Source organism: Mesorhizobium sp. B1-1-1 (assembly GCF_006442955.1).
Taxonomy (GTDB): Bacteria; Pseudomonadota; Alphaproteobacteria; order Rhizobiales; family Rhizobiaceae; genus Mesorhizobium.
Window position 1 is genome coordinate 153700 of sequence record NZ_VFWW01000008.1, and the last position, 22607, is coordinate 176306.

The 22607-nt window shown below is 63.3% G+C and carries 25 protein-coding genes; 6 read left to right on the plus strand and 19 right to left on the minus strand.

The features are described from left to right. Positions 1-192 precede the first annotated feature (192 nt). Positions 193-1995, plus strand: coding sequence for an NAD(P)/FAD-dependent oxidoreductase (locus FJ986_RS18130; RefSeq protein ID WP_140675328.1), 1803 nt, complete (start codon positions 193-195; stop codon positions 1993-1995). Positions 1996-2068: 73 nt separating this feature from the next. Here the strand turns inward: FJ986_RS18130 and FJ986_RS18135 are convergent, their stop codons facing one another. Further along, the gene (locus tag FJ986_RS18135; RefSeq protein WP_140495362.1) at positions 2069-2659 is read right to left on the minus strand and encodes an HD domain-containing protein; all 591 of its coding nucleotides are present in this window, start codon (positions 2657-2659) and stop codon (positions 2069-2071) included. Then, a complete protein-coding gene (locus FJ986_RS18140; protein WP_140675331.1) occupies positions 2656-3807 on the minus strand; it encodes a gamma-butyrobetaine dioxygenase in 1152 nt (383 codons plus the stop codon). The genes FJ986_RS18135 and FJ986_RS18140 overlap by 4 nt, the downstream gene beginning before the upstream one ends. A gap of 118 nt (positions 3808-3925) precedes the next feature. Here FJ986_RS18140 and FJ986_RS18145 point away from each other — a divergent pair, with 118 nt between their 5' ends. After that, positions 3926-4813 (plus strand): LysR family transcriptional regulator, encoded by an 888-nt coding sequence (locus tag FJ986_RS18145; RefSeq protein WP_140675334.1) that lies wholly within the window; start codon positions 3926-3928, stop codon positions 4811-4813. 3 nt (positions 4814-4816) lie between these two features. Here the strand turns inward: FJ986_RS18145 and FJ986_RS18150 are convergent, their stop codons facing one another. Genes FJ986_RS18150 through FJ986_RS18160 form a run of 3 tightly spaced genes read right to left on the minus strand, consistent with a single transcriptional unit; the run spans position 4817 to position 6264 of the window. Continuing rightward, complete coding sequence (locus tag FJ986_RS18150) at positions 4817-5338, minus strand: GNAT family N-acetyltransferase (protein ID WP_140495357.1); 522 nt, start codon at positions 5336-5338, stop codon at positions 4817-4819. A 49-nt stretch (positions 5339-5387) separates the two neighbouring features. Next, positions 5388-5696 carry a hypothetical protein gene (locus FJ986_RS18155; protein ID WP_140516495.1) on the minus strand — a complete coding sequence of 103 codons (309 nt, stop codon included), beginning with the start codon at positions 5694-5696 and terminating at the stop codon, positions 5388-5390. Positions 5697-5700: 4 nt separating this feature from the next. Then, on the minus strand, positions 5701-6264 hold the full coding sequence (locus FJ986_RS18160) for an XRE family transcriptional regulator (protein WP_140675337.1): 564 nt from the start codon (positions 6262-6264) through the stop codon (positions 5701-5703). Between the two features lie 155 nt (positions 6265-6419). Between FJ986_RS18160 and FJ986_RS18165 the strand changes: the two genes are divergently transcribed. After that, positions 6420-8252 carry an ATP-binding protein gene (locus FJ986_RS18165; RefSeq protein WP_140495864.1) on the plus strand — a complete coding sequence of 611 codons (1833 nt, stop codon included), beginning with the start codon at positions 6420-6422 and terminating at the stop codon, positions 8250-8252. A gap of 221 nt (positions 8253-8473) precedes the next feature. Here FJ986_RS18165 and FJ986_RS18170 read toward each other — a convergent pair whose 3' ends face one another. Together FJ986_RS18170 and miaA are read right to left on the minus strand one after the other, a co-directional pair. Next, the gene (locus FJ986_RS18170; RefSeq protein ID WP_140495351.1) at positions 8474-9265 is read right to left on the minus strand and encodes a GGDEF domain-containing protein; all 792 of its coding nucleotides are present in this window, start codon (positions 9263-9265) and stop codon (positions 8474-8476) included. Between the two features lie 106 nt (positions 9266-9371). Further along, positions 9372-10343, minus strand: coding sequence for a tRNA (adenosine(37)-N6)-dimethylallyltransferase MiaA (gene miaA / locus FJ986_RS18175; RefSeq protein ID WP_140675340.1), 972 nt, complete (start codon positions 10341-10343; stop codon positions 9372-9374). Between miaA and serB the strand changes: the two genes are divergently transcribed. Together serB and FJ986_RS18185 are read left to right on the plus strand one after the other, a co-directional pair. Then, complete coding sequence (serB, locus tag FJ986_RS18180; RefSeq protein WP_140675343.1) at positions 10327-11214, plus strand: phosphoserine phosphatase SerB; 888 nt, start codon at positions 10327-10329, stop codon at positions 11212-11214. The genes miaA and serB overlap by 17 nt on opposite strands. Then, positions 11211-11774 carry a GNAT family N-acetyltransferase gene (locus tag FJ986_RS18185; protein WP_140559555.1) on the plus strand — a complete coding sequence of 188 codons (564 nt, stop codon included), beginning with the start codon at positions 11211-11213 and terminating at the stop codon, positions 11772-11774. Before serB ends, FJ986_RS18185 begins: the two co-directional genes overlap by 4 nt. On the opposite strand, the gene FJ986_RS18190 is transcribed toward FJ986_RS18185, so the two are convergent. The 8 genes from FJ986_RS18190 to FJ986_RS18225 form a co-directional block, all read right to left on the minus strand. Further along, positions 11775-12035, minus strand: coding sequence for a toxin-antitoxin system HicB family antitoxin (locus tag FJ986_RS18190; RefSeq protein WP_140495345.1), 261 nt, complete (start codon positions 12033-12035; stop codon positions 11775-11777). It abuts the gene before it with no gap. After that, positions 12032-12457 (minus strand): putative toxin-antitoxin system toxin component, PIN family, encoded by a 426-nt coding sequence (locus FJ986_RS18195; protein WP_140495343.1) that lies wholly within the window; start codon positions 12455-12457, stop codon positions 12032-12034. The genes FJ986_RS18190 and FJ986_RS18195 overlap by 4 nt, the downstream gene beginning before the upstream one ends. 55 nt (positions 12458-12512) lie before the next feature. Then, complete coding sequence (locus FJ986_RS18200) at positions 12513-14027, minus strand: DegQ family serine endoprotease (RefSeq protein WP_140559553.1); 1515 nt, start codon at positions 14025-14027, stop codon at positions 12513-12515. Between the two features lie 138 nt (positions 14028-14165). After that, complete coding sequence (locus FJ986_RS18205; RefSeq protein ID WP_140559552.1) at positions 14166-14354, minus strand: DUF2065 domain-containing protein; 189 nt, start codon at positions 14352-14354, stop codon at positions 14166-14168. Positions 14355-14360: 6 nt separating this feature from the next. After that, positions 14361-15329 (minus strand): protease modulator HflC, encoded by a 969-nt coding sequence (locus tag FJ986_RS18210; RefSeq protein WP_140521174.1) that lies wholly within the window; start codon positions 15327-15329, stop codon positions 14361-14363. Beyond that, the gene (gene hflK, locus FJ986_RS18215) at positions 15329-16450 is read right to left on the minus strand and encodes an FtsH protease activity modulator HflK (RefSeq protein ID WP_140495337.1); all 1122 of its coding nucleotides are present in this window, start codon (positions 16448-16450) and stop codon (positions 15329-15331) included. The genes FJ986_RS18210 and hflK overlap by 1 nt, the downstream gene beginning before the upstream one ends. A 166-nt stretch (positions 16451-16616) precedes the next feature. Next, a complete protein-coding gene (locus tag FJ986_RS18220; protein WP_140675346.1) occupies positions 16617-17135 on the minus strand; it encodes a dihydrofolate reductase in 519 nt (172 codons plus the stop codon). Further along, positions 17135-18145 (minus strand): DUF4424 domain-containing protein, encoded by a 1011-nt coding sequence (locus FJ986_RS18225; protein WP_140675349.1) that lies wholly within the window; start codon positions 18143-18145, stop codon positions 17135-17137. The genes FJ986_RS18220 and FJ986_RS18225 overlap by 1 nt, the downstream gene beginning before the upstream one ends. Before the next feature lie 124 nt (positions 18146-18269). Here FJ986_RS18225 and cobF point away from each other — a divergent pair, with 124 nt between their 5' ends. Further along, positions 18270-19034: a precorrin-6A synthase (deacetylating) gene (gene cobF / locus FJ986_RS18230; protein ID WP_140675351.1), complete on the plus strand. Its 765-nt coding sequence runs from the start codon at positions 18270-18272 to the stop codon at positions 19032-19034. A 127-nt stretch (positions 19035-19161) separates the two neighbouring features. On the opposite strand, the gene FJ986_RS18235 is transcribed toward cobF, so the two are convergent. The 4 genes from FJ986_RS18235 to modA form a co-directional block, all read right to left on the minus strand. Then, entirely contained in the window at positions 19162-19503 is a 342-nt protein-coding gene (locus tag FJ986_RS18235; protein ID WP_140495328.1) for a winged helix-turn-helix domain-containing protein, read from the minus strand. A 92-nt stretch (positions 19504-19595) separates the two neighbouring features. Continuing rightward, positions 19596-20708, minus strand: coding sequence for a molybdenum ABC transporter ATP-binding protein (modC, locus tag FJ986_RS18240; RefSeq protein WP_140675354.1), 1113 nt, complete (start codon positions 20706-20708; stop codon positions 19596-19598). Next, a complete protein-coding gene (gene modB, locus FJ986_RS18245; RefSeq protein ID WP_140648735.1) occupies positions 20705-21409 on the minus strand; it encodes a molybdate ABC transporter permease subunit in 705 nt (234 codons plus the stop codon). The genes modC and modB overlap by 4 nt, the downstream gene beginning before the upstream one ends. A 15-nt stretch (positions 21410-21424) precedes the next feature. Next, on the minus strand, positions 21425-22219 hold the full coding sequence (modA, locus tag FJ986_RS18250) for a molybdate ABC transporter substrate-binding protein (RefSeq protein WP_140564223.1): 795 nt from the start codon (positions 22217-22219) through the stop codon (positions 21425-21427). Positions 22220-22607: the final 388 nt, after the last annotated feature.

Consider the following 22607-nt stretch of genomic DNA (forward strand, 5'->3'; position numbering starts at 1 on the left):
ACGAAGCACGCGCACGCCGTCATTTAGACCCGGCTCGACGTCGGGTCGCTGGTCAAACCCTTGAAAACAAAGCGAACTATTTGGCGACGTGACGCGGCCCATGGTTTGCCGCGATACTGCCCGAGGCCGGACCCCAAGCTCGGCAAAGGCAGCTCGCAACGAGGCCGATCAACAAAAACGCGGAGGAAACTGATGCTCGACAAGGCCCCGAACAGGAAGCTTTCCGACCTTCTCGAACGATTTGGCGCGGCCCTTGCCGCCGGCGACGTCGACAAGGCGGTCGAATGCTTCCAGGAAGATTGTTATTGGCGCGACCTCGTCACCTTCACCTGGAATATTAAGACCATGGAAGGCCGCGATCAGGTGCGTGACATGCTGGAAAGCCAGCTGTCGAAGACGAAGCCATCACATTTCGCCATCGCCAGGGGCGAGGACGCGACCGAGGCGAACGGGGTGATCGACGGCTGGACCAGCTTCGAGACGGATGTGGCGCGCGGCTTCGGCCATATCAGGTTGAAGGACGGCAAGATCTGGACGCTGCTGACCACGATGGTCGAGCTGAAAGGGCATGAAGAGCCGGCCGGCTTCGCCCGGCCGATGGGCGCCAAGCACGGCTCCGGCAAGAACCGCCCGACCTGGAAGGAAGAGCGCGAAAAGGAAGCGGCCGAGCTTGGCTTCAAGACGCAGCCCTATACGGTCATCATCGGCGGCGGCCAGGGCGGCATCGCGCTTGGCGCGCGGCTCCGCCAGCTCGGCGTGCCGACGATCATCATCGAGAAGAATGAACGTGCCGGCGACAGTTGGCGCAAGCGCTACAAGTCGCTCTGCCTGCACGACCCGGTCTGGTATGACCATTTGCCCTACATCGATTTTCCCCGGAACTGGCCGGTTTTCTCGCCCAAGGACAAGATCGGCGACTGGCTGGAAATGTACACCAAGGTGATGGAGCTGAATTACTGGTCCTCAACCGAGGCCAAGAGCGCTTCCTACGACGAGGAGAAGAAGGAATGGACGGTTGTCGTCCACCGCGACGGCAAGGACATCACGCTGAAGCCGAAGCAGCTGGTGTTGGCCACCGGCATGTCCGGCCGTCCCAATCTGCCGAAGTTCAAGGGCATGGAGACTTTCAAGGGGGATCAGCACCACTCCTCCAAGCACCCCGGCCCCGACCAATATGCCGGCAAGAAGGTTGTCGTCATCGGCTCCAACAATTCCGCGCACGATATTTGCGCAGCACTGTGGGAAGCCGGCGTCGACGTCACCATGGTGCAGCGATCGACCACCCACATCGTCAGATCCGACACGCTGATGGATATCGGGCTTGGCGCGCTCTACTCGGAGCAGGCGGTGCAGAACGGTATGACCACCGCCAAGGCCGACCTCATCTTCGCCTCCCTGCCCTACAAGATCCTGCACGAGTTCCAGATTCCGCTTTATGAGAAGATGAAGGAGCGCGACGCGGCGTTCTACAAGGGCCTGGAAAAGGCGGGGTTCATGCTCGACTGGGGCGACGACGGCTCCGGCCTGTTCATGAAATATCTCAGGCGTGGCTCAGGCTACTACATCGATATCGGCGCTTCGCAGCTGATCATCGATGGCGCCATCAAGCTCAAGAGCGGCGTCGATGTGGCCGAGATCAAAGAACATTCCGTCCTGCTCAGCGATGGCACCGAACTGCCGGCGGACGTCATCGTCTACGCCACCGGCTACGGCTCGATGAATGGCTGGGCGGCGGAGCTGATCTCAAAGGAGGTTGCCGACAAGGTCGGCAAATGCTGGGGGCTCGGCTCGAACACCACCAAGGATCCCGGCCCATGGGAAGGTGAGCAGCGCAACATGTGGAAGCCGACGCAGCAGGAGGCGCTCTGGTTCCATGGCGGTAACCTGCACCAGTCGCGCCATTATTCGCAGTTCCTGTCGCTGCAGTTGAAGGCCAGGCAGGAAGGCATTGCGACGCCCGTCTATGGGCTGCAGCAGGTTCACCACAAGGGATAAGCCAGATCGTGGCGAAAAACCGAGGGAGGCGCGGTTTTGGACCGCGCCTTCCTTTCCTGATCGGTGCGATCGGCTACGCCGCCTGGTCGGCCGCGAACCGCGCCACCACGCGTTCTAGCAACGGCACATAGTCGCGAAACGTGCGCGTCCTCATGTCGGCGACCTTGCCGCCCTCGTCCCAGATGCGGACGCGCACCGCCTCTTCGTGAAACGGGTTCTTGCGGAACCCGGCCACCTCGTCCGGGCTCATCGGCCCGCCCTGCAACGACAGCGTATGAACTGATGCCGGCGACAGCTTGTCGAAATAGGTCGGGTCGGTGGCGCAGAGATAGCGCTTGGCCGAGACATGCAGCCTGACGCATTCGACGATGACCGGCGGGAAGAACGGCGCCAGCACCTCGCCGCCGGCCTCGTCATGGTGCTTGTCCTCGACGTCATCGGGCGAATAGGTACCGAACTCGCTGGTGTAGTGGCCGATATCGTGCAGCAGGGCTGCTGCCACCAGTTCTTCCGGCGCACCATCCTGCTCTGCGAGCCAGGCGCCCTGCAGCATATGCTCGGACATCGTCACCGGCTCGCCGAGATAGGATTCGGCTCCCCGGCGCTCGAAGATATCGGCGATGAATTCGACGATGTTGCCGGCGTTCAGATCATGTGCGTTCATTCCGCCGCCTCCTTGAAACCGTGCTCGATCGCCGCCAACGTCGACAGCAGGCCGTCCTTGTCGGCATAACAGCCCTGCAGCCAGCGTTTCCCGGTTCCCGAAAACGCCTTGCGCGCATGCATGACGCGGGTGTTGTCGACGATGAAGGCCTGCCCCGGCTCAAGCTTGAACGTTACTTCGAAAGCCGGGTCCTCGATCAACTCCGCAAAGCGGCGATAGGCGGCGTAGTAGGCATCCATCTCGGCGAAAGGCACGTCGATTGTCGGCGCCAGCGAGCGGTTGTTGAAGCGGATGCAGATCAGTTCGCCGTCCGGCCCGAGTTCGATCATAGGCCGCTTCGCCTGCAGCCGCACGCCGGACGATCCGGCATATTCGAAACGGGCAGGATGCGAACTCAGGAGTCGGAAGCCTTCGGGATTCTCGGCCTGCAATGCGGCCGCCACGGCGAACCCGTCGACCACGCTGGACTCACCACCCTCCACCGTGTTCTCGATACAGGACAGGATCTGCAGCGTCGGCACCGGGTCGCGATAAGGATTGTCGGTGTGCGCCTGGAGGCCGAGATTGGTGTAGGCCAGATTGTTCGGATTGACCTCGGCGCGCACTTCGAACCAGCGCCCGTAATTGGTCTCCCTGATGTAGCCGAACAGGTCGGAGACCTTGCACAGAGCGCCGGATTCGGCCGGCAGTCCGTCCATCACTGCAAAACCGTAGACCCTCACCGCCAAGAGCCATTCCCGCAGCACACTGCGGCTGCGGCTTGCCTTCGGATAACCGGCGCGCGGCACCGAATTCTGCATCGTCGCCCTTGTCCAGCGCTGCACCGCGTCGGCGGTCCATCCGGACTGACGGGCCTCGGCGCGATCATAGGCATTGGCTCGAAGCCACGCCTCGGGAAAGCTGACCGTCTTCTTCTCGGGCACGAATCTGATCTCCACCGCATTGCCCTTGATCGAAGCGGCACCGATCCGCGTCTCGGCTGGAATATCGAGGATGGTGATCAGTCGCTGGCCGTTGCCGGCGCTGCGTGTCTTGTCGTCGAGTGCGTTGTCGCGAAGCCACATGGCATGGAACCGGCAGCGCGTCCCGTCCTTCCAGCCCAGTTCGATCATTCTTCCTGCGTCGCCTATCAGCGCATCGGTCAACATAGAGATGTTCCTGTCCATTGCGCCCCGCAGTCCGCTCAGCGGGGCCTCGATTGCATGTTGATCGAGCGGAAGGTATAATTGAAATTATCATTTTTCGGTCAATGGCTGGAAAACCGTAATGCCTGCGAGAACCGTCCCCACATTGCCCCCGCTCGACTGGCTGCGCAGCTTCGAGGCAGCGGCGCGACTTTCGAATTTTACGGCGGCCGCCGCCGAGCTCGGCCTGACCCAGGCGGCCGTCAGTCAGCATGTCCGGCTGCTCGAGGATCGGCTGAAGACGCGTCTGTTCTCACGGCTGGCGCGGGGCGTCGCACTGTTGCCGGAGGGCGCCGCCTACTTGCCCCACATCCAATCAGCCTTCGCCACCATCGGCAGCAGCACGGCGGAACTGTTCGAGCCCCGCGCCGTCGAGAACGTCACCTTGCGGGCGCCGATCTCTTTCGCTTTGCTGGTGCTCGTTCCGAAGCTGCCCGACCTTGCCAAGGCGCTGCCGCGCATCCATGTCGACCTGGTGACGATCCATCGCCCGACCGACTATGACCTGCCGGGCTCAGCGCTGGACATCCGTTTCGGCAACGGATCCTTTCCCGGACGCCTGGCCGACAGGCTGACCGCCGAGCGGCTTGTGCCGGTGGCCGCCCCGGCCTTGGCCAGTGATGCCGACTGGACATCCCTGCCGCTGCTCCTGGTCGCCGGTGCGCGCGAGATGTGGGCGGAATGGTTCGCCGCGGCGGGATTGGCCGGTCACCCCAGGCGCTCGCATCGCTTCGACAGCTTCGTGGCTGCGATGGAGGCTGCGCGAGCCGGCGCGGGCGTGCTTCTGGGCTCGCGGCCGCTGATTGACGCGGCACTCGAAAGCAAGGCCCTGGCCAGGCTTTCCGATTTCGAGCTCCCGAGCACATCGGGGCATTTTCTGACCAAGGCACCGATCGCGCGACTGACCGGTGCCGAGCAGGATTTCCGCCAATGGCTGCTGTCGCGCCTCGGCGAGCCATCTCCGACATGACGTTCACCGGCCGATGCGCTTCCAGTAGATGAGCGTGCCGGTCAGCCCGCCATGGGGCTTCAATGCATAGTCCGGTATTTCCCCGGTCAGCGTGAAGCCCAGCCTCTCATAGAGCCCGGACGCCCCCTCTTCGGTCGCCGTATCCAGAACCAGAAGCGTGCGGCCCCTCTCCACCGCAAGGGCCTCGGCCGCTTGCATCAGGCGGGTCGCCACGCCTTTGCCTCGACGATCGAGGCGCGTCATCAGCTTGGCGATCTCGGCCCGGTGCGGCTGGTTGGGCGGACAGTCGAGCAGCAGCGTGACCGTGCCGACCAGCGTGTCTGCCTCCCACGCGCCAAGCACCACCCGCTCACCTCTTGCGGCCGCCGTCAGCGACGTGTCCCAGAACCTGCGGGCGGTTTCCGGCGCCAGCGGATGCATGAAGCTCACCGACCCGCCCGCGGCAACCGTTTCGACCAGAAGATCGCCAAGCAACGCCTGTGTCCGCGCGTCCTGCGTCAACATTCTGATCTCGATGGAATGCATGCTCGTTCTGCCTGGCTGAGATGGAAGGATCGATACGGTCGAACTGGCGTCAATCGAAAGCGCTGAATCGCTTTCCCTTGCGCGCCGCCTTGATCGCGGCGATGCGTTCGGTGTCCTCTTCCTGAAGGTGGCGTCCGCGTTCGAGGAGTTCGAGCGTGTATTCCTCATAGGTAAGTCCCAGCCGTTCCGCCTTGTCCACGCGCATCAGCATGACGTCGCGGCTCGGTGCTTTCCACGCCTTGGCATGCGCGGCCTGCCAGGCCAGGAAAATATAAGGATCGCCCTTGCCCCATGGCGGCCCCTTGTAGTCGTCGAGCGGCGGTCCCCCATTGTGGGAGCGCTTTGGACGTCTCGGCATGATGTCAGGCCCTGACCAGCGCGACGAGATAGTCGGCTCCCGCCTCGAGTGCATGGAAGGTGCAGTCCGACGGCGCGCCGTGCGCCAGACAGTCGCCGGGCTCGAGCCTGTGCACCAGATCGCCCTCGGTGAATTCCAGCCGTCCGGAGATCAGCCATATCTGCTGTTTGATGAAGGCGTAGGATGCCGCGGGCAGGCTGACCTTGGCGCCCGCCGGCAGATGAACCCTGATCAGTTCGAGCGGCATGTCGCCGGCCGGCGAAAGATGCCGCCTGACATAGCCGGTGTCGGGATCGCGCCAGACGGGCTGGTCGCTCGCCCGCAGCAAGCCGCCGCCCTGCAATTCCGCGCGTGCGATAAGGGTCGACAGCGTCATGCCGAAGGCGGCGGCGATCCGCACCAAGAGCGCTGCCGTCGGGCTGGTCATGCCGCGCTCGATCGTGCTCAGCATGGCTTTGGAGACGCCGGAGCGCTCGGCGAGTTCGGCCAGGGACCAGTCCCGTATCGTCCTCTCGGCGTGTATCCGTCTGCCGATTGTGGAGGAGATATCGTTCGCTATATCATTCATTCGTTTATTATAGCGAAAATCCGACAGCTGGAAAAGAGCCTTGTCGCGACAATTTTCACCAGCTTCTTAATCCTCCCTACACCATCCGGCCACACTCGACCTTAACCCCGTTCCTGTAGGCTTCGACGTGAGGGAAAATGGGGATTGGCCTGTCCATGTATGTCGAACGCGAAGCCTCGGTCGGAGAACCGACATCGCAGGAGCGCCGCAACGCCGAACAGAACGACAGGCGCATCCTGGGCAATGTCGTGCAATGCGACGGCGCCCGCGCCACCATCAGCGCCTTTGCGGACGACGTCGACGGCGCGGTGACCGGCCTGTGGACGGTCGGCAAGATGATCTCGGTCAATCTCGGCACGACACGCACCGTCGGCCTGGTCTATGCGATCGGCAAGTCGGATCGCGCCTGGAACAGCGAAGGCCAGAACGCCATCGAGGTCAGCATCGAGCTGATCGGCGAAGTGCGCGACGGCGCCGAACCCGGCTCCAAGCCGATCTTCGACCGCGGCATCACCACCTATCCCCATATAGGCGCCATCGCGCACCGCATCCGCAGCCGTGACCTGCAGGCCGTCTACGATCTGGCCGGGCGTCATTCGATCACCATCGGCTCGCTGTCGCAGGACGAGGCGATCGCCGCCAACATCGCCATCGACGACACGCTGGCGCGCCACTTTGCCATTGTCGGCACCACCGGCGTCGGCAAGTCCACCGCCGTCTCGCTGCTGCTGCGCAAATCGATCGCGGCGCGGCCGGATCTGCGCATCCTGATCCTCGATCCGCACAATGAATTCGCCGCGTCGCTGCCCGAATATTGCGTCAAGGTCGATTCCAAGACGCTCGACCTTCCGTTCTGGATGTTCCGGCTCGAGGAATTCGCCGAGGTTCTATTTCGCGGCCGCGAGACCGTGCCCGACGAGATCGATGCGCTGCGCGACCTCATTCCGCTCGCCAAAAACCTCTATCGCAACCCCAATTCCGGTGCCTATCTCAGGCGCGGCAGCGATGCGCTGACCGCCGATACGCCAGTGCCCTACCGCATTGCCGATCTGCTCAAGCAGATTGACGAGCGCATGGGCATGCTCGAAAGCAAGAACGAGCGCCCGACGCTCAAATCGCTGAAGACGCGCATCGAATCGGCGGCAGCCGATCCGCGCTACCGTTTCATGTTCAACTCGCGCCTGATCGAGGACACCATCCACGAGACGATCGGCAACATCTTCCGCGTGCCGCATAACGGCCGCCCTGTGACCTGTTTCGAAATGGCCGGCATGCCGTCCGAAGTGGTCAATTCCGTCTGTTCGGTGCTGGCGCGCCTGGCGTTCGACCTTGCACTGTGGAGCGAGGGCAAGCTGCAGCTCCTATTGCTGTGCGAAGAAGCGCATCGCTACATGCCGGCCGATGCGCGCCTCGGCTTCGCGCCGACAAGGCACGCGCTGTCGCGCATTGCCAAGGAAGGCCGCAAGTATGGCTGCTATCTCGGCGTCGTCACACAGCGCCCGGGCGAACTCGACCCGACCATCCTGTCGCAGTGCTCGACCTTCTTCGCCATGCGGCTCGCCAATGAGCACGACCAGGCGATCATCCGCTCGGCCATCGCCGACTCGTCCGCCTCCACGCTTGCTTTCCTGTCGTCCATGGGCCAGCGCGAAGCGATCGCCTTCGGCGAAGGCGTGGCCACGACGATGCGGCTGAAGTTCGAGAGACTGCCGGCTGAACTGATCCCCGGCACGGCCAAGCGCGAACAAGCCATGTCGTCGAAAACCGGCGACGATGTCGATCTGGTGACGATCGTGGAACGGCTTCGCAACGTTCCAAAGCCGCAGCAGCAGGCGATGGCCTTTGCCGAAGTGGTCGATTCTGGCCGCCAGGCCGGCGATCCCGACTACCGCAAGCCGCCGGCCGCACGCGTGCAATCGGACGATGATTTCGACATGCGCTACGGCCTAAAGCCCGCCACCTTCGGCATGCGCCCCCAGAACGATTGAGCCTGCAAGCTCTCTGACGACCGGCCGGGAAGCCGCACACAAGCTTCCAAGGGCTTCACATCATCGAACCAGCTTGGTCAAATCCCGAAAGGGAATTCATCAGGCCGGATTGAATGGCGTGGTTTCGAGAAGCCGGAGCGGAGCGGACATTCAGTCCGTGAGCACCGGAAGTCGAAAAAGCCGCGTCAGGCAACCGGCCTCGTGAATTCTTCTTCGGGATTTCAGGCGCAGACGCGGTTGCGGCCTTGCCTCTTGGCCTCGTAGAGCTGGCGGTCGGCGCGGCGATAGAATTCTTCCGCCGTCTCCTTGCGGTCCCAGACGGCAAGGCCGACGCTGGTGGTGATCTTGAGCCGGACATTGCCCGAAAGAACCGACATGTTGGCGATCGCCTTGCGGATACGCTCGGCGAATTTCGACAACAATTCCGCCTCCATGTTGGGCGTGACCACGGCGAATTCCTCGCCGCCCAATCGCGCCACCACGTCATGGTAGCGCGTCATGTCCTTGAGACAGCTGGCGACGGCCTTGAGCACCTCGTCGCCGACGTCGTGGCCATGTGTATCGTTGACCTGCTTGAAATGATCAAGGTCGAGGATCATCAGCCCGACGGGTTTCTCGATGCGCTTGAACTCCTCGAGATATTCCTTCAGCGCGTCGTCGAAATAGCGCCGGTTCTGCATGCCGGTCAGGCTATCTGTCAGCGCCGCATGTTCGAACGTCTCGGAGCGGGCGCTCAGTGACACGGTCATGGCGCGCAGCTTGCCTTCCTCCGTCGCCTGCCTGCGGATCAGCGGGTAGATGAAGAAGATGCCGAAGAACAGCGCGGTCGCGAGCAGCACGCCCGTCGCGAAAAGCAGCTTGTTGAGGTAGATGACCTTGTCCAGGCCGGAGGCCGTGTGCAGTTCGGTGGCAAAGGATTGCAGCAGTCCATAGGCATGCAGCGTCACCAGGCCGGCGGCCAGGATCACGAAGATAAAGACGAAAAACGCCGATTCCGCCTTGTGGAAACGCATCTGCTCCCCGATGGAAAAATGCCCATCGACCTTATGGCATGGCGGGCCTTACGGAGGGTTAATTTGGACAACCACAACGAGAACCTTTCCGTGAAGGAAAGGCTTTCTAGGTTGCATTAGCAACAAGCGTTTGGATCGTGGTTTCGATATCGTCACCAGGATGCAATCTTTGCCATTCCGGTCCTAGCTGGTGCCGAAACCAGGTCCTCTGCCGCTTGGCATATTGCCTGGTTGCGATCTTGGCGCGCTCAATCGCCTCGGGAAAACCCGATTGTCCGGCCATCGCCGCTTGCAGTTCGCGAACGCCGATCGCCTTCATCGCCGGCAATTGCGGATCGAGACGAAGCGATGCGAGTTGCCTGACTTCGTCCAGTGCGCCCTTGGCCAGCATCTGGTCGAAACGCCTTTCGATGCGTCCGACCAGCGCGGCCCGGTCCGGCTCGATGACGAAGAAGCGGGCCGTCTGTCTGTCGATGAGCGGCCGGCCCCGCGCGGCCTGCCAGTCCAGGATCGAGCGGCCGGATGCGTCGAGCACTTCGAGCGCCCGCACGATGCGCTGGCTGTCCGTTGGCTTCAACTGCATGGCTGCCCTGGAATCCTCGCGCAGCAGGATGCCATGCAGTTTGACGGCGCCTTGCTCCTTCAACTCGTAGCGCCAACGGTCGCGTACCTGCCGCGGAATGTCGGGCATTTCCGAAATGCCCTCGGCCAAGGCGCGAAAGTAAAGGCCGGTGCCGCCGACGAAGATCGGTCGCCGCGAGAGCGCGCCGTCTTCGATCAGCCTCGTCACGTCGCGCAGCCACGCCCCGGTCGAGTAGGCGGTGCCGGGATGGACATGCCCATAGAGATAATGCGGTGCCCGAGCGAGGTCCGCCGCCTCCGGCCGGGCAGTCAACACGTCGAGAACCGAATAGGCTTGCATGGAATCGGTGTTGACGATCACGCCGCCTATACGTTCGGCCAGGCCGACCGCCAGCGCCGACTTGCCGCTGGCGGTCGGCCCGGCTATCAGGATCGCATTCTTCACGCGGCCTTCGCCCGCATCCGCACCGGAATTATCGATGCCGCTTGTCGCCACGCTTGTTTCCCATCCCACCGATCGTGCCTTGTCACCATCGCTTGCGAATATGGCCTCACGGTCGGTGGGCGCAAGCACTGTTCGCTGGATGGCCGAAGACATTGCCTGCGATCTCGCACTGCCGGCGAATGCACAAGCCGACGAGGCGGCCGCCAATCTGCGCGCGGCGCTGGCCGCCGAGCCGATCGACGTGATCGTCCAGCAGTCGGCAACGCGCCGCAAGAAGATCCTCATCGCCGACATGGATTCGACCATGATCGACCAGGAATGCATCGACGAGTTGGCCGACGAGATCGGCGTCAAGGAGCACGTCGCGGCGATCACCGCACGATCGATGAATGGCGAGGTCGCCTTCGAGCCCGCCCTGCGCGAGCGCGTGGCGTTGCTCAAGGGGCTCGATGCGGCCGTGGTCGATCTGATCGTTGCCAACCGGTTGACATTGGCCTCCGGCGGTCGCGCGCTGGTGCAAACGATGCGGGCCAACGGCGCCTGGACCGCGCTAGTCTCGGGCGGCTTCGAGGTCTTCACCTCACGCATCGCCGCCATGCTCGGCTTCCATGAAAACCGCGCCAACCGCCTGCTCGAACAGGATGGCCTCTTTGCCGGGTTGGTCGGCGAGCCGATCCTCGGCCGCGCCGCCAAGGCCGAGGCGCTGATCGAGATCACGGCGCGTCTCGGCCTCACCCCGGCCGATGCCATTGCTGTCGGCGACGGGGCCAACGATCTCGACATGATCCGCCTTGCCGGCACCGGTGTTGCGCTGCATGCCAAACCGATGGTGGCTGCACAGGCAAAGGTTCGCATCGACCATGGCGACCTGACCGCATTGCTCTATCTGCAAGGCTACGGGCAGGAAGAGTTCGTCCAATGAAACCAATGCGCACCGAGCGCCTGATCCTGCGCAACTGGGAGGATCGCGACCGGGAGCTGTTCCATCGCATCAATTCCGATGAACGCGTGATGGAGTTCTTCCCCTTCCGTCGCGGCCGCGCCGCAGCAGACGCCAAGATGGACGAACTGCGGGCCATCATCGATCGGGACGGCTATGGCTTTGCCGCCGCCGAGGTCGCCGCATCAGGTCAATGCATCGGCTTTGTCGGTATCACCGGGACCGACCATCTGCCGTTCCTTCCCGCCGGGACCGTTGAGGTCGGCTGGCGGCTGGCGCCCGAATTCTGGGGCAAGGGTTATGTCACGGAAGCTGCCGAGGCATGGCTGGCCTACGGCTTCGAAAAACTCGGCCTTGGCGAGATCGTCTCCTTCGCGGTCGAGAACAACCGCCGCTCCACTGCCGTCATGAAGCGCCTCGGCATGACCGCCGATCCCTCGGCCAACTTCGACCACCCCGGCATTCCCGACAGCCACCCGGAGCTGAAGAGGCATGTGTTCTACAGGCTGACGAGCGCGGATTGGCGGAAGAATCGTCGCTGATCAATGCCTGTCAGGTGGAAATTCGTCGCCGGACTGTGGCGATCTGTCTGCGACCCGCCCCAGCATTTTCGCGAAATCGCCCGGTGACGCGTCGCCGGCACGACGACGCAGGAAGTCAGCTGCCGCTTCCATTGCCCCGACCTTTTGCGCCACAGCCGACGCAATCCATTGATTGAGCGACACGCCATCGGCCTTCGCGAGGCGCGCGGCTGCTTCCTTAACCGACTGTGGCAGTTTCAGCGGATAAGTCGCTTTGCTCATGTACGAAGTCCTTCCAAGAACTCGGCCGGGCTCACAAGCAGTACATCAAAACGGCCTGCCGCAGCTAGGAAGTCCCGGCGATTGTGAGTCACCAACGCATCGGCCCGGCCGTTGATCGCTGCTTCAAGCACCATCTCATCCTTCGGATCGTTCAATTGCGGCCGCCAGAGAAAGTGCAGCTCGACCGGCTCAGCCAGCAATGCAAAGCCGGCCAGCAAACGGCCCAGATCCGGCGCGGACAACCCGTGAGCCGCCACCTGCTCGGGTCTGGCCAGCACGGTTTCATATTCAAGAAACAGCGCTGTCGTCACTAATGGGCGAATTTGCCGATCCGCAATCAGCTGCAGGATGGCGAAAGACGCGCCATTCCTGCTTCGCAAGCCTGCCGTCAAAACGTTTGTGTCCAGTACGATCCGCCTCACAAGTCAAAATAGTACATCCCATGGGATGTTACAATATGACCATCGTTAGCGATCCTCAGTCCATCCGGATCGTCACAAACCTCAGCTCACCGGTCTTGGACGCCAGCATCAACAGTGCGTTCTTGCGTCCCTGCTCCTTCAGCGCGCCGATCCGGTCCATCACATCCTTGGGCGTGGCAACCGATTCCTGTGCAATTTCGGTGATCACCTCGCCCGGCTGGATGCCGCGTTCAGCCGCGGCCGAATCCTTGGCGACATCGGTGATGACGACGCCCGAAACATCGGCGGCGATGCTGAACTTCTTGCGCGTATCGTCGTTCAATTCGCCGACGGTCATGCCGAGCACCGAGGCCGTCGAAACCGCCGGCGCCTTGTCGCCTTTGTCCTGGTCGGTGTTGCCGTTTTCGCCGCTGGCGAGCTTCTCGCTGTCCTCGAGCCGGCCAAGTGTTACCTTCACCGTTTGCTCGACACCCTTGCGCACGATCAGCACGTCGACCGCCTTGCCGACCGGGCTCTCCGCGACCACACGCGGCAGGTCGCGCATTTCGTGGATGTCCTTACCGTCGAACTTGATGATCACGTCGCCGGCCTGGATGGTGCCGTTGTCGACCGGTCCACCCTTGATGACGCCGGCGACCAGCGCACCCTTGGCGGTCGCCATGCCGAGGCTCTCGGCAATATCGTCGGTCACCGGCTGGATGCGCACGCCAAGCCAGCCGCGCCGCGTTTCGCCATATTGGCGCAGTTGCTCGACAACGCCCGATGCGAGCTGCGAGGGGATGGAGAAGCCGATGCCGATCGAGCCGCCGGACGGCGAAATGATCGCCGTGTTGATGCCGATGACCTCGCCGGCGCTGTTGAACAGCGGCCCGCCCGAATTGCCGCGGTTGATCGCGGCATCGGTCTGGATGAAATCGTCATAGGGGCCTGAATTGATGTCGCGGTTACGCGCCGAGACGATGCCGACCGTGACCGTGCCGCCGAGGCCGAACGGATTGCCGATCGCCATCACCCAGTCGCCGACGCGCATCTTGGTGGAATCGCCGAACTTCACCGCCGTCAGCTTGTGGCCCTTCGGATCGACCTTGAGCACCGCGACATCGGTCTTGGTGTCGGTGCCGACCAGCGTCGCCTTCAGCGTGACTCCATCGGAGAAATTGACCTCGATATCGTCGGCATCGGCGATGACATGGTTGTTGGTGACGACGATGCCCTGCTCGGCGTCGATGACGAAACCGGAGCCGAGCGACTGCACTTTCTGCGAGCCATTGTCCTTGTCGCCGCCACGGTTCTTGAAGAAATCGTCGAAGAAATCCTGGAACGGCGAGCCTTCGGGAAGCTGCGGCATCGGCACCGCGCCCGGACCTTCCGTGCCCTTCACCGTCTGCGACGTCGAGATGTTGACCACCGCGCCGAGCAGGCCTTGCGCCAGGTCGGCCACCGAAGCAGGCCCGTCGGCGGCCATTGTCGACGTCACGAAGGCCGGAACGGCCACGGTGCCCAGAAGAAGCGCTGCCGCGCCAGCGACGAACGTGCGTCGAACCGCGCGCAAAAGGGTGTTGGATGTCATCGAGAAGCCTCCCGGCACTTCTGAAAGAGAAAAGCGCTTCGACGGAAACGCCGTGTCGCGCCATGATGGCAAGAAATAGGGCACGTTTGCGGCTATGGCTATTGGCAGAGTGTAAATCCCGCGTTTTTGCACACCCCCCTAGCCGCCGCGGACCAGCCAGACGATACCGACGCCGGCGCCAATCGCCACCAGCCCGGCAATCCGCAATGCATTCTCCGGCAATGACAGCACCTCGCCCGCCAGTTTCCTGGCGAAACCGGGAAAGCCGCCATAGACCAAGCCCTCAATGACGAGGACCAGGCCTATTGCCGCCAAGAAATCCTGCACCGGCCGCTACTGGCCGGTGCCGGGCGAAGTTGCGGGTGCGGTCGCCGGTGCGGCAGGAGGTGCCGGTTGCGGAGCCGCCGGCCTTGCCGGCGCCTCCTTTCCGTCAGGGTCGCGGAAGAAACGGAAGAACTCCGAATTCGGCGACAGCACCATTGTCGTGCCGGTGTTGTCCAGCGCCGTGCCATAGGCGTTCATCGACCGGTAGAAATCGAAGAACGCCGGATCGCGCTGATAAGCCTCGGCAAAGGTGGCGCTGCGCTGCGCCTCGCCCTCGCCGCGCAGGATTTCGGACTCCTTCTGCGCTTCCGCGATGATCTCGACCACCTCACGGTCGGCGCGGGCCTTGATGCGCTGCGCCGCCTCATTGCCGCGCGCCCTCAGCCTTTCGGCCTCAGCCAGACGTTCCGCCTTCATGCGATCGAAGGTCTGCTGCGAGACTTCGGCGGTGAGGTCGGTGCGGCGGATGCGGACATCCTCGATCTGCAGGCCGAGCGAGGTGGCGTCGGGCCGTAGCTGATCGCGCACTTCGCGCATCATCACAGCGCGCTCCTCCGAAAGGGCGGCCTCGAAGTCGCGCAGACCGTAGACGCGGCGCAAGGCAGCGTCGAGACGCGTCCTCAGCCGCGCTTCGGCGAGCTCGATCTGGCCGGATACGGCGGCACGGAAGACACGCGGATCCGAGATGCGGTAGGCGATGAAGGCATCGACCTCATAGAACTTGCCGCCCGAGACCTGGACGCGGATGTTGTCGAGGTCGAAGCGCAGCACCCGATTCTCGATCAACTGCACCGTGTCGGCGTCGAAGAACGAGAACGGCGCCTTGAAGTAGATGCCGGGCTCGGTCTTGACGTCGACGATCTCGCCGAACCTCAGCACCAGCGCCTGCTGGCGCGCATTGACCACGAAGACTGACGAATAGAGCAGGAACAGGATGACCGCCGCGATGACGACGATGACGGGGAGACGGTTGGCCATCACTGGTTACCTCCCGTCGTCGCGCCAAGCGGGGCCGGAGCCGGCGCTTTCTGCTGCAATGCCGGCAGCGGCAGATAGGGGACGACCCCCTGCCCGTTGCCTTGCTCGACGATCACCTTGCCGGAGTCCTTCAGCACCTTCTCCATCGTTTCCAGGTAAAGCCGCTTGCGCGTCACGTCGGGCGCCTTGGCATATTCGTCATAGACGGAGATGAAGCGCTGGGCCTCACCTTCGGCCTCCTGCACCACCCGGTTCTTGTAGGCGGCCGCGTCTTCGCGGACCTGTGCGGCCTCGCCGCGTGCCTGGCCGAGCTTCTGGTTGGAGTACTGGTTGGCCTGCTCGACGAACTTATCCTCGTCCTGCTCGGCGCGCTGCACCTCGTCGAAGGCATCGGCGACCTCACGTGGCGGTGCGGCGTCCTCGATCGAGATGGCGTTGACCTGAAGCCCGGCTTTGTAGCCGTCGAGCGTGGTCTGGATGATCTCGCGCACCGAAGCCGCTATGCCCTGGCGGTCGTCACGGAAGATGTCCTGCGCCGGCCTGCGGCCGACGGCCTCGCGCATCGCGCTCTCGGCGACCTGCCGCAGCATGCCATCCGGGTCGGAGACGTCGAACAGATAGGCGCGGGGATCGGAGACCTGGTAGGCGACCGAGAACTGCACGTTGACGATGTTCTGGTCGCCCGAAAGCATCAGCCCCGACGTGTTGCCGCTGGACGCGCCACCGCCAATGTCGACGAGCTGCTCGGAAATCTTGGCCGTTTCGACGGTTTCGAGCGGCCACCAGTGGAAATGCAGGCCGGGCTGCGACAGCTCGGCCTTCGGCTTGCCGAAGCGCAGCTCGACCGCGACCTCATCGGGCTGCACGGTGTAGACTGCCTGGAACGCCCATAGCACGACCAGCGCCGCGCCGATCAGCCCGAATATGGCCGGACTGGCGCCGCCACCGCCGGGCAGCGCGCGCCGCAGCCTGTCCTGGCCACGGCGGATGATGTCCTCGAGGTCGGGAGGCGAGCCTTGCGGGCCGCTTGGCCCCTTCGGTCCCTGCCCCCAGGGTCCCTGATTGTTGCCGCCGCCGCCCCACGGGCCGCCGCCACCGCCACCTTTGTCGTTCCAGGGCATGAATGTCCTTTCGCTTGGAATTCCCTCAAGCGCCGGAATTTCGGCGCAAATCCAGTCTTGTTCTTCTATAGGGACGCCACGGCATGCTTTCAACGCGATGCTCTGCTGGCATCATCGGTTTTGGGCCGGTCGCGACCCTTTGTCGTCTTTAAACGCCTTTTTTCTTTCAATGGCTCTCGCGGCGTCGCTCGTAAACCGTATAGCGCGTCGCGTGGCTGTCCTTTTCGCCGGCTGGAATCTCCTGCGAACTGACTTCGCGCCAGCGTTTCGGATCAATCGGCGGGAAATGCGCGTCGCCGTCGACAGCGGCCAGCACATGGGTGACGTGCAGCCGGTCGGCCAGCGGCAGCGCCTGCGCATAGATTTCGCCGCCGCCGATGACGCAGACCTCGTTCACCCCGCTCATGCAGCGCCCACGCACATCAGCCAGCTGGATCGCGTTCTTGAGCGTATGCGCCACCTCCACGCCGTCGGCGCGCCAAGTCTTGTCACGGGTGACAACGATGTTCAGCCTGCCCGGCAGCGGCCGGCCGATGCCTTCATAGGTCTTGCGTCCCATGATGATAGGTTTGCCCATCGTGTCTGCCTTGAAGCGCTTGAGATCGGTGGAAAGCCGCCAGGGCAGCCCCCCGTCCCGCCCGATGACGCCGTTCTCGGCGATGGCGACATAGATTGCCACGTGCATCAGTTGCCGTTCCCATTGTCGGATGGATCGAGGATAAGGATGTCGATGTCGCGCTCTGGATAGAAGTCCTCAGCCGTCATCTCGAAACTCGTCGGCCCGACCTTCCTGACATTGTCGCCGCAGAACGAGACCAGGGCTTTGGGATTGTCCTTGTCGACGGTCAGCTTGAACTTGCCGATGCTACCGGCCGCCCAGTTGCCGCCGGTGGTCAGGATGTAGGCGATGCGGCTCTCGTAATATTTTGGATAGCCGTCGGGATCGTTCTTGGCAGCCTTGCGCACTGCGTTCTCGAAGGTGTCGTCCATGCAGTAGCGGGACTTGTAGGCGGCGTACTGTCCCTGGAACTTGCCGTCGTAGAAGAAGCTGACCGACGAGGTGCCGCCGACGCTCGGTTTGTAGCGGTGGGAAACGTGGACGTCCTTGTTGGCCGGAAAGGTCGAGCGCCACCAATAGGTCGAGCGCAATTGCCAGAACGGTGCATAATTGGGTTTCGCGCCAGGGCTGTCATCGACAGTGTCCTCGATGATGATGCCGCGGGTGACCCAGTCGTCCGCCACCGTTTGCGGCAGCTTCCCGAGCGCCGCCTTTGCCGCTTCGCCGAATGGGTTGAAAGGCACGTTCTGCGCCTTCAGGTCGGCACCGATGTCGATGCCGAGCGCGAACGCCTTCTGCTCGAGCTCAGGCTTTGCCGCCACGCCGTCGATCGTCACCTCGAAGCCAAGGAAATTGTCGCTCTGGTTTTCGGGGATCGCCGGCATCTCCTCGGGATCGCCGGAGATGTCGGGCATTGGGAAGGCGACGATCGCGTCGACGTCCTTATCGGTGTTGTTGTGGAAGACGTAATCCACGGTCACCTTTTCCGGCGAGATGAAGAGGTCCTCGCTCTGCATCGCCAGGGCATCGCTGCGCGACAGCACCAGGCCGCCGGTGCCGAGTTCGGCAACGGAATCATTGGCGAACGCGGGTGCGGCCGACAAGGCCAGCACCGCCGTCAGAACATATCGCAACATGAAAGCCCCTCGGCGAGAATGTCGCGACGACCCTAGCGGTTTCAACGTGGCGTTTCAAAGCCCTTCCGCATCCGCGCCACGCCAGTCTGGACTAAAGGGTTGCGATCGGGCAGGAGTTCGCTTCATGCGCAAGCTTCTCGTCATCGGCATCGGCGCCGGCAATCCCGACCATATGACCGTGCAGGCCATAGACGGCCTCAATCGGGCCGACGTGCTGTTCATCCCCGACAAGGGTGCGAAGAAGAACGATCTTGCCGAACTGCGCCGTCACATCTGCGACCGCTTCGTCACCAACCCGAATTCACGCCGCGTGGAATTCGACGTGCCCGTGCGGGCCGAACCGGCGCCTTCCTATCGCTCGACGGTCGATGACTGGCACGAGGCAATCGCCGCCATCTATGAAGACCTGATCCGCGAAGAGATCGCCGCGGATGGTTGCGGCGCCTTCCTGATCTGGGGCGACCCCTCGCTCTACGACAGCGCGCTGCGCATCCTGGAGCGCGTACGCCTCAGGGGCAACGTCGCCTTCGAACTGGAGGTTATTCCCGGCATCACCGCCATTCAGGCGCTCGCCGCCAGCCACGCGACAGCGCTGAATCGCATCGGCGATTCCATCCTGATCACCACCGGCCGCCGGCTGACGGAAGAAGGCATGCCGCAAAATGCCGGCAGCGCCGTCGTCATGCTTGACGGCAAATGCGCCTTCAACACGCTCGCCGACCAGGATCTTTTCATCCAATGGGGCGCTTATCTCGGCACGCCGGACGAAATCATCGTCTCCGGCCGCCTTCGCGACGTCGGCGCCGAAATCGAGAAAATCCGCGAGCAGGCCCGCAGAGAAAAGGGCTGGATCATGGATACGTACGTGCTGAGGAAGGTAGGGGAGTAGGGCAGTAAGGCAGTAAGTGAACGAGACATCAGGAGCCGGAACACAAGAAAGCACACGAAAAATTCGACGCGCCCGAGTTGGTCTGCCCTACTGCCCTACTGCCCTACTGCCCTACTGCCCTACTGCCCTACCCCTCCTCAATCTCCGCCTGCAACGCCTCCATATGCGTCGCGGCGGCCGAAGCCGCCGCGCGTTCGATGGCGCGGAAACGGCTGACTACGGCCAGGCCCACCGCCGTCAGTTGCGCGCCGCCGCCCTTGCGGCCGCCGGTCTGCGCGGCCACCAGCGGCTTGCCGAACACCCGGTTCATGTCCTCGACCAGGTCCCACGCATGCTTGTAGGACATCTCCATGCCGCGCGCGGCGGCCGAGATCGAACCGAAGGCGGCGATCTGCTCCAGCAATTCGATCTTGCCCGGCCCGATGCGCCCGTCGGGGTCGAGGTTTATCCGCAAGCTCAGCGACGGCATTTTCTTCCTCCGCGATCACGCCTGCCATGTTAGAGCGTCTTTGGCGGCATCGCTATTCCAAATAGATATAGCGCAAAGACCCACTCGCCGTCTCAGCCATCCGCCTCCGCGGGGAGCCCGCCCCCGGTGTTTGCCTGGTCGAAACTCACCGTCTTGATCACGGCGAAGACCTGTCCGCCGAGCCGCAGCTTCAGAACCTGCCGCGACTGTTCGGTGACCCGTGCCAGCACGGTCGCGCCGTTGCAGTCGATACCGATCTCGACCGTCGGCCCCTCGCCCGGCCTGATCGCGACGATCGTGCCGGCCAGGATGTTGAGCGCGCTGAGACCCGACGGCTGTTCGGTGGCGATCAGGACGTCGCGAGCGCGGATGCGTATGCGCACCGGCGCGCCCACCGTCGCCGCCAGCTTGGGCACGCGTATCTCGCCGGCGTTCGAGCCAAGCACCGTCATGCCGAAAACCTCGTCATGATGAAGTACGCTGGTGTCCAGCACCGCGCCGCCCTCGCCGCGCTCCTCCGCCGGCAGAAGGTCCAGCCTTTGCATGACAGCCGTGGTCGGGCCGCTGGCGGCAAGCTTGCCTTGCGCCAGCATCACCACGTCGCTCGCCAACCGCGCCACCTCGGCGACCGAATGGCTGACATAGACGATCGGGATTTTCGTCTCATCGCGCAGCCGCTCGACGTAGGGCAGGATTTCGGACTTGCGCGCCTCATCGAGCGAGGCCAGCGGCTCGTCCATCAGCAACAGCCGGGGGCTGGCGAGCAGCGCCCGGCCGATCGCGACGCGCTGCCTCTCGCCGCCCGAGAGCTTTGCCGGCCGCCGCGCCAGCAGCGGCTCGATGCCGAGCAATTCGACGACGGCGTCGATCTCGGCATAACGCTCCGCCGCCGGCGTGAACCAGCGGCCATAGCGCAAATTGCTCGCCACGCTCATATGCGGAAACAGACGCGCGTCCTGGAACACCATGCCGATCCGGCGCCTGTGCTTCGGCACGAAAATGCCCTTGGCCGTGTCGACCAGCACACGGCCATCGACCTCGATGCGTCCCTGGTCGGGCCGGATCAGCCCGGCAATCATATTGATCAGCGTCGTCTTGCCCGAGCCGGAGGGCCCGAACAGCGCCGTCAGCCGCCCGGCGCTCTCGAAGCGGATGTCGAGGGGGAAATCGCCGAGCCGATGGCGGATGTCGACAAGGACCGTCATTCAATGTCCATCCGCCGGCCGACGCGCCGCGCCAACACTTCCGAGGCCACCAGGGCGGCCATCGAGATGACGATCGAGATCAGCGTCAGCCGAAGCGCGCCGGCATCGCCGCCCGGCACCTGGGTGAATGTGTAGATTGCCGATGGCAGCGTCTGCGTCTCGTTCGGGATGTTGGAGACGAAGGTGATCGTCGCTCCGAACTCGCCCATCGCCTTGGCGAAGGAGAGGATGGCACCGGCGATCAGCCCGGGCAGGATCAGCGGCAAGGTGATGGTGCCGAACACCCATGGCGGGCTGGCGCCGAGCGTTCCGGCCGCCGCCTCCATCTTGCGGTCGACGGCCTCGATCGACAATCGGATCGCCCGCACCATCAGCGGAAAACCCATGATGCCGCAGGCAAGAGCCGCACCCGTCCAGCGAAAGGAAAAGACGATGCCGAAATGCTCGGCCAGGAATGCGCCGGCCGGCCCGCGCTTGCCGAAGGTCAGAAGCAGGAGATAGCCGGTCACCACGGGCGGCAGGATCAGCGGCAGATGCACCAGCCCGTTGAGCAGCGTCTTGCCCCAGAATCGGCCGCGCGCCAGGAGCAGCGCTATCGCTATGCCCGGCGGCAGGCTGGCGATCATCGCCACTGTCGCCACCTTGATGGACAGCCGGACCGCATTCCATTCGTCGGGAGTGAGGTCCAGCAGCCAGTTCATGCGCAGGTGGCTATCCTAGTTGACAGGCGCAAGGACCGTGAAACCCTGCTCCTTGAATAGATCCGAGGCCTTTGCCGTCCGCAGGCACTTCAGGAAGGCAGGCGTGTCCTTGTCCTTCGAATCAGCCGTTTGGGCAACCGGATAGATGATCGGCGGATGTGAATCCTCGGGGAAAACACCAACCACCTTGACGCCCTTTTCGGCATGCGCGTCCGTGGCATAGACGATGCCGAGAGCCGCTTCGCCCGTCGAGACCAGCTTGAGTGCCGCACGCACATTCTCGGCCTGCGCCACCTTGCCCTCGACCGAGGACCAGACGCCGAGCGATTCAAGCGCGGCCTTGCCGTATTTGCCAGCCGGCACAGCCTTGAGGTCGCCCATGGCGAGCTTGCCGTCGCCGACCAGCTTGGCCAGATCAAAACCCTTTTCGATCTTGGCTTCAACGCCCGAATCCTTCGGCGCCACCAGCACGATCTGGTTGCCGAGCAGCTTCACTTCGGTATCGGGCTTGGTCAGCTTCCTGTCGGAAAGATACTTCATCCAGTCGAGATCGGCCGAGATGAAGACGTCCGCCGGCGCGCCGCTTTCGATCTGCTTGGCGAGCGCCGAACTCGCCGCGTAGGAGATGGTCGCCGCTTCGCCGACATCAGCCGCGCAGGCCTTGTTGACCGCGTCGAGCGCGTCCTTGAGGCTGGCGGCCGCAAACACCACGACCTCGTCTTGCGCGCGCGCCGCCGGCACTGCTGCCGTCCACGCCGCCGCGAAGCCACCAATGGCGACCGCCGCCACTGCAAAACCGTTGCGCGTCATGAAGCTCTCCCTGAGTTGGCATCCGGCCTGCTCGAAGCCTGCCATCCGATATATCCGGATGAATATAACAAGGAAAGGTTTTTCGCCCAGCGTCGCCATTGAATGCGCGGCGTCATCGCGACCTGCGATAGACCAGCACGGATACAGCGAAAGGCAGACGAAGACGTCACAAGAAAATCGGCGCCCGTTGCCCTCGACGGAACCAAGGCTGAAATCTTCTAAAGCGCGTCGTTCCCCCAAAACCGCGGTCACTTTTGGGCGACATAGCTGTCGCCGCCGTGATCTATTGGGAGAGGCGAGACAATGTCTAAATGCAGATAAGTGTGTGTCGAAACGAGCCTTCCGGCGTCTTCACCATCCGCACTTTGCAGACATACCGCGTCTCGCT

What these genes read in the sequence shown, in the direction of transcription:
- FJ986_RS18150 (WP_140495357.1), bottom strand. Translation starts at nt 5,338, where the DNA reads ATGCATTCCATCGAGATCAGAATGTTGACGCAGGACGCGCGGACACAG.
- FJ986_RS18200 (WP_140559553.1), bottom strand. Translation starts at nt 14,027, where the DNA reads ATGACATCCAACACCCTTTTGCGCGCGGTTCGACGCACGTTCGTCGCT.
- FJ986_RS18165 (WP_140495864.1), top strand. Translation starts at nt 6,420, where the DNA reads ATGTATGTCGAACGCGAAGCCTCGGTCGGAGAACCGACATCGCAGGAG.
- FJ986_RS18160 (WP_140675337.1), bottom strand. Translation starts at nt 6,264, where the DNA reads ATGAATGATATAGCGAACGATATCTCCTCCACAATCGGCAGACGGATA.
- FJ986_RS18185 (WP_140559555.1), top strand. Translation starts at nt 11,211, where the DNA reads ATGAAACCAATGCGCACCGAGCGCCTGATCCTGCGCAACTGGGAGGAT.
- FJ986_RS18130 (WP_140675328.1), top strand. Translation starts at nt 193, where the DNA reads ATGCTCGACAAGGCCCCGAACAGGAAGCTTTCCGACCTTCTCGAACGA.
- modB (WP_140648735.1), bottom strand. Translation starts at nt 21,409, where the DNA reads ATGAACTGGCTGCTGGACCTCACTCCCGACGAATGGAATGCGGTCCGG.
- FJ986_RS18135 (WP_140495362.1), bottom strand. Translation starts at nt 2,659, where the DNA reads ATGAACGCACATGATCTGAACGCCGGCAACATCGTCGAATTCATCGCC.
- FJ986_RS18225 (WP_140675349.1), bottom strand. Translation starts at nt 18,145, where the DNA reads ATGTTGCGATATGTTCTGACGGCGGTGCTGGCCTTGTCGGCCGCACCC.
- FJ986_RS18155 (WP_140516495.1), bottom strand. Translation starts at nt 5,696, where the DNA reads ATGCCGAGACGTCCAAAGCGCTCCCACAATGGGGGACCGCCGCTCGAC.
- modC (WP_140675354.1), bottom strand. Translation starts at nt 20,708, where the DNA reads ATGACGGTCCTTGTCGACATCCGCCATCGGCTCGGCGATTTCCCCCTC.
- FJ986_RS18170 (WP_140495351.1), bottom strand. Translation starts at nt 9,265, where the DNA reads ATGCGTTTCCACAAGGCGGAATCGGCGTTTTTCGTCTTTATCTTCGTG.
- FJ986_RS18145 (WP_140675334.1), top strand. Translation starts at nt 3,926, where the DNA reads ATGCCTGCGAGAACCGTCCCCACATTGCCCCCGCTCGACTGGCTGCGC.
- FJ986_RS18235 (WP_140495328.1), bottom strand. Translation starts at nt 19,503, where the DNA reads ATGCCGTCGCTGAGCTTGCGGATAAACCTCGACCCCGACGGGCGCATC.
- FJ986_RS18210 (WP_140521174.1), bottom strand. Translation starts at nt 15,329, where the DNA reads ATGGCCAACCGTCTCCCCGTCATCGTCGTCATCGCGGCGGTCATCCTG.
- FJ986_RS18140 (WP_140675331.1), bottom strand. Translation starts at nt 3,807, where the DNA reads ATGTTGACCGATGCGCTGATAGGCGACGCAGGAAGAATGATCGAACTG.
- serB (WP_140675343.1), top strand. Translation starts at nt 10,327, where the DNA reads ATGCCGCTTGTCGCCACGCTTGTTTCCCATCCCACCGATCGTGCCTTG.
- FJ986_RS18220 (WP_140675346.1), bottom strand. Translation starts at nt 17,135, where the DNA reads ATGCACGTGGCAATCTATGTCGCCATCGCCGAGAACGGCGTCATCGGG.
- cobF (WP_140675351.1), top strand. Translation starts at nt 18,270, where the DNA reads ATGCGCAAGCTTCTCGTCATCGGCATCGGCGCCGGCAATCCCGACCAT.
- modA (WP_140564223.1), bottom strand. Translation starts at nt 22,219, where the DNA reads ATGACGCGCAACGGTTTTGCAGTGGCGGCGGTCGCCATTGGTGGCTTC.
- FJ986_RS18190 (WP_140495345.1), bottom strand. Translation starts at nt 12,035, where the DNA reads ATGAGCAAAGCGACTTATCCGCTGAAACTGCCACAGTCGGTTAAGGAA.
- hflK (WP_140495337.1), bottom strand. Translation starts at nt 16,450, where the DNA reads ATGCCCTGGAACGACAAAGGTGGCGGTGGCGGCGGCCCGTGGGGCGGC.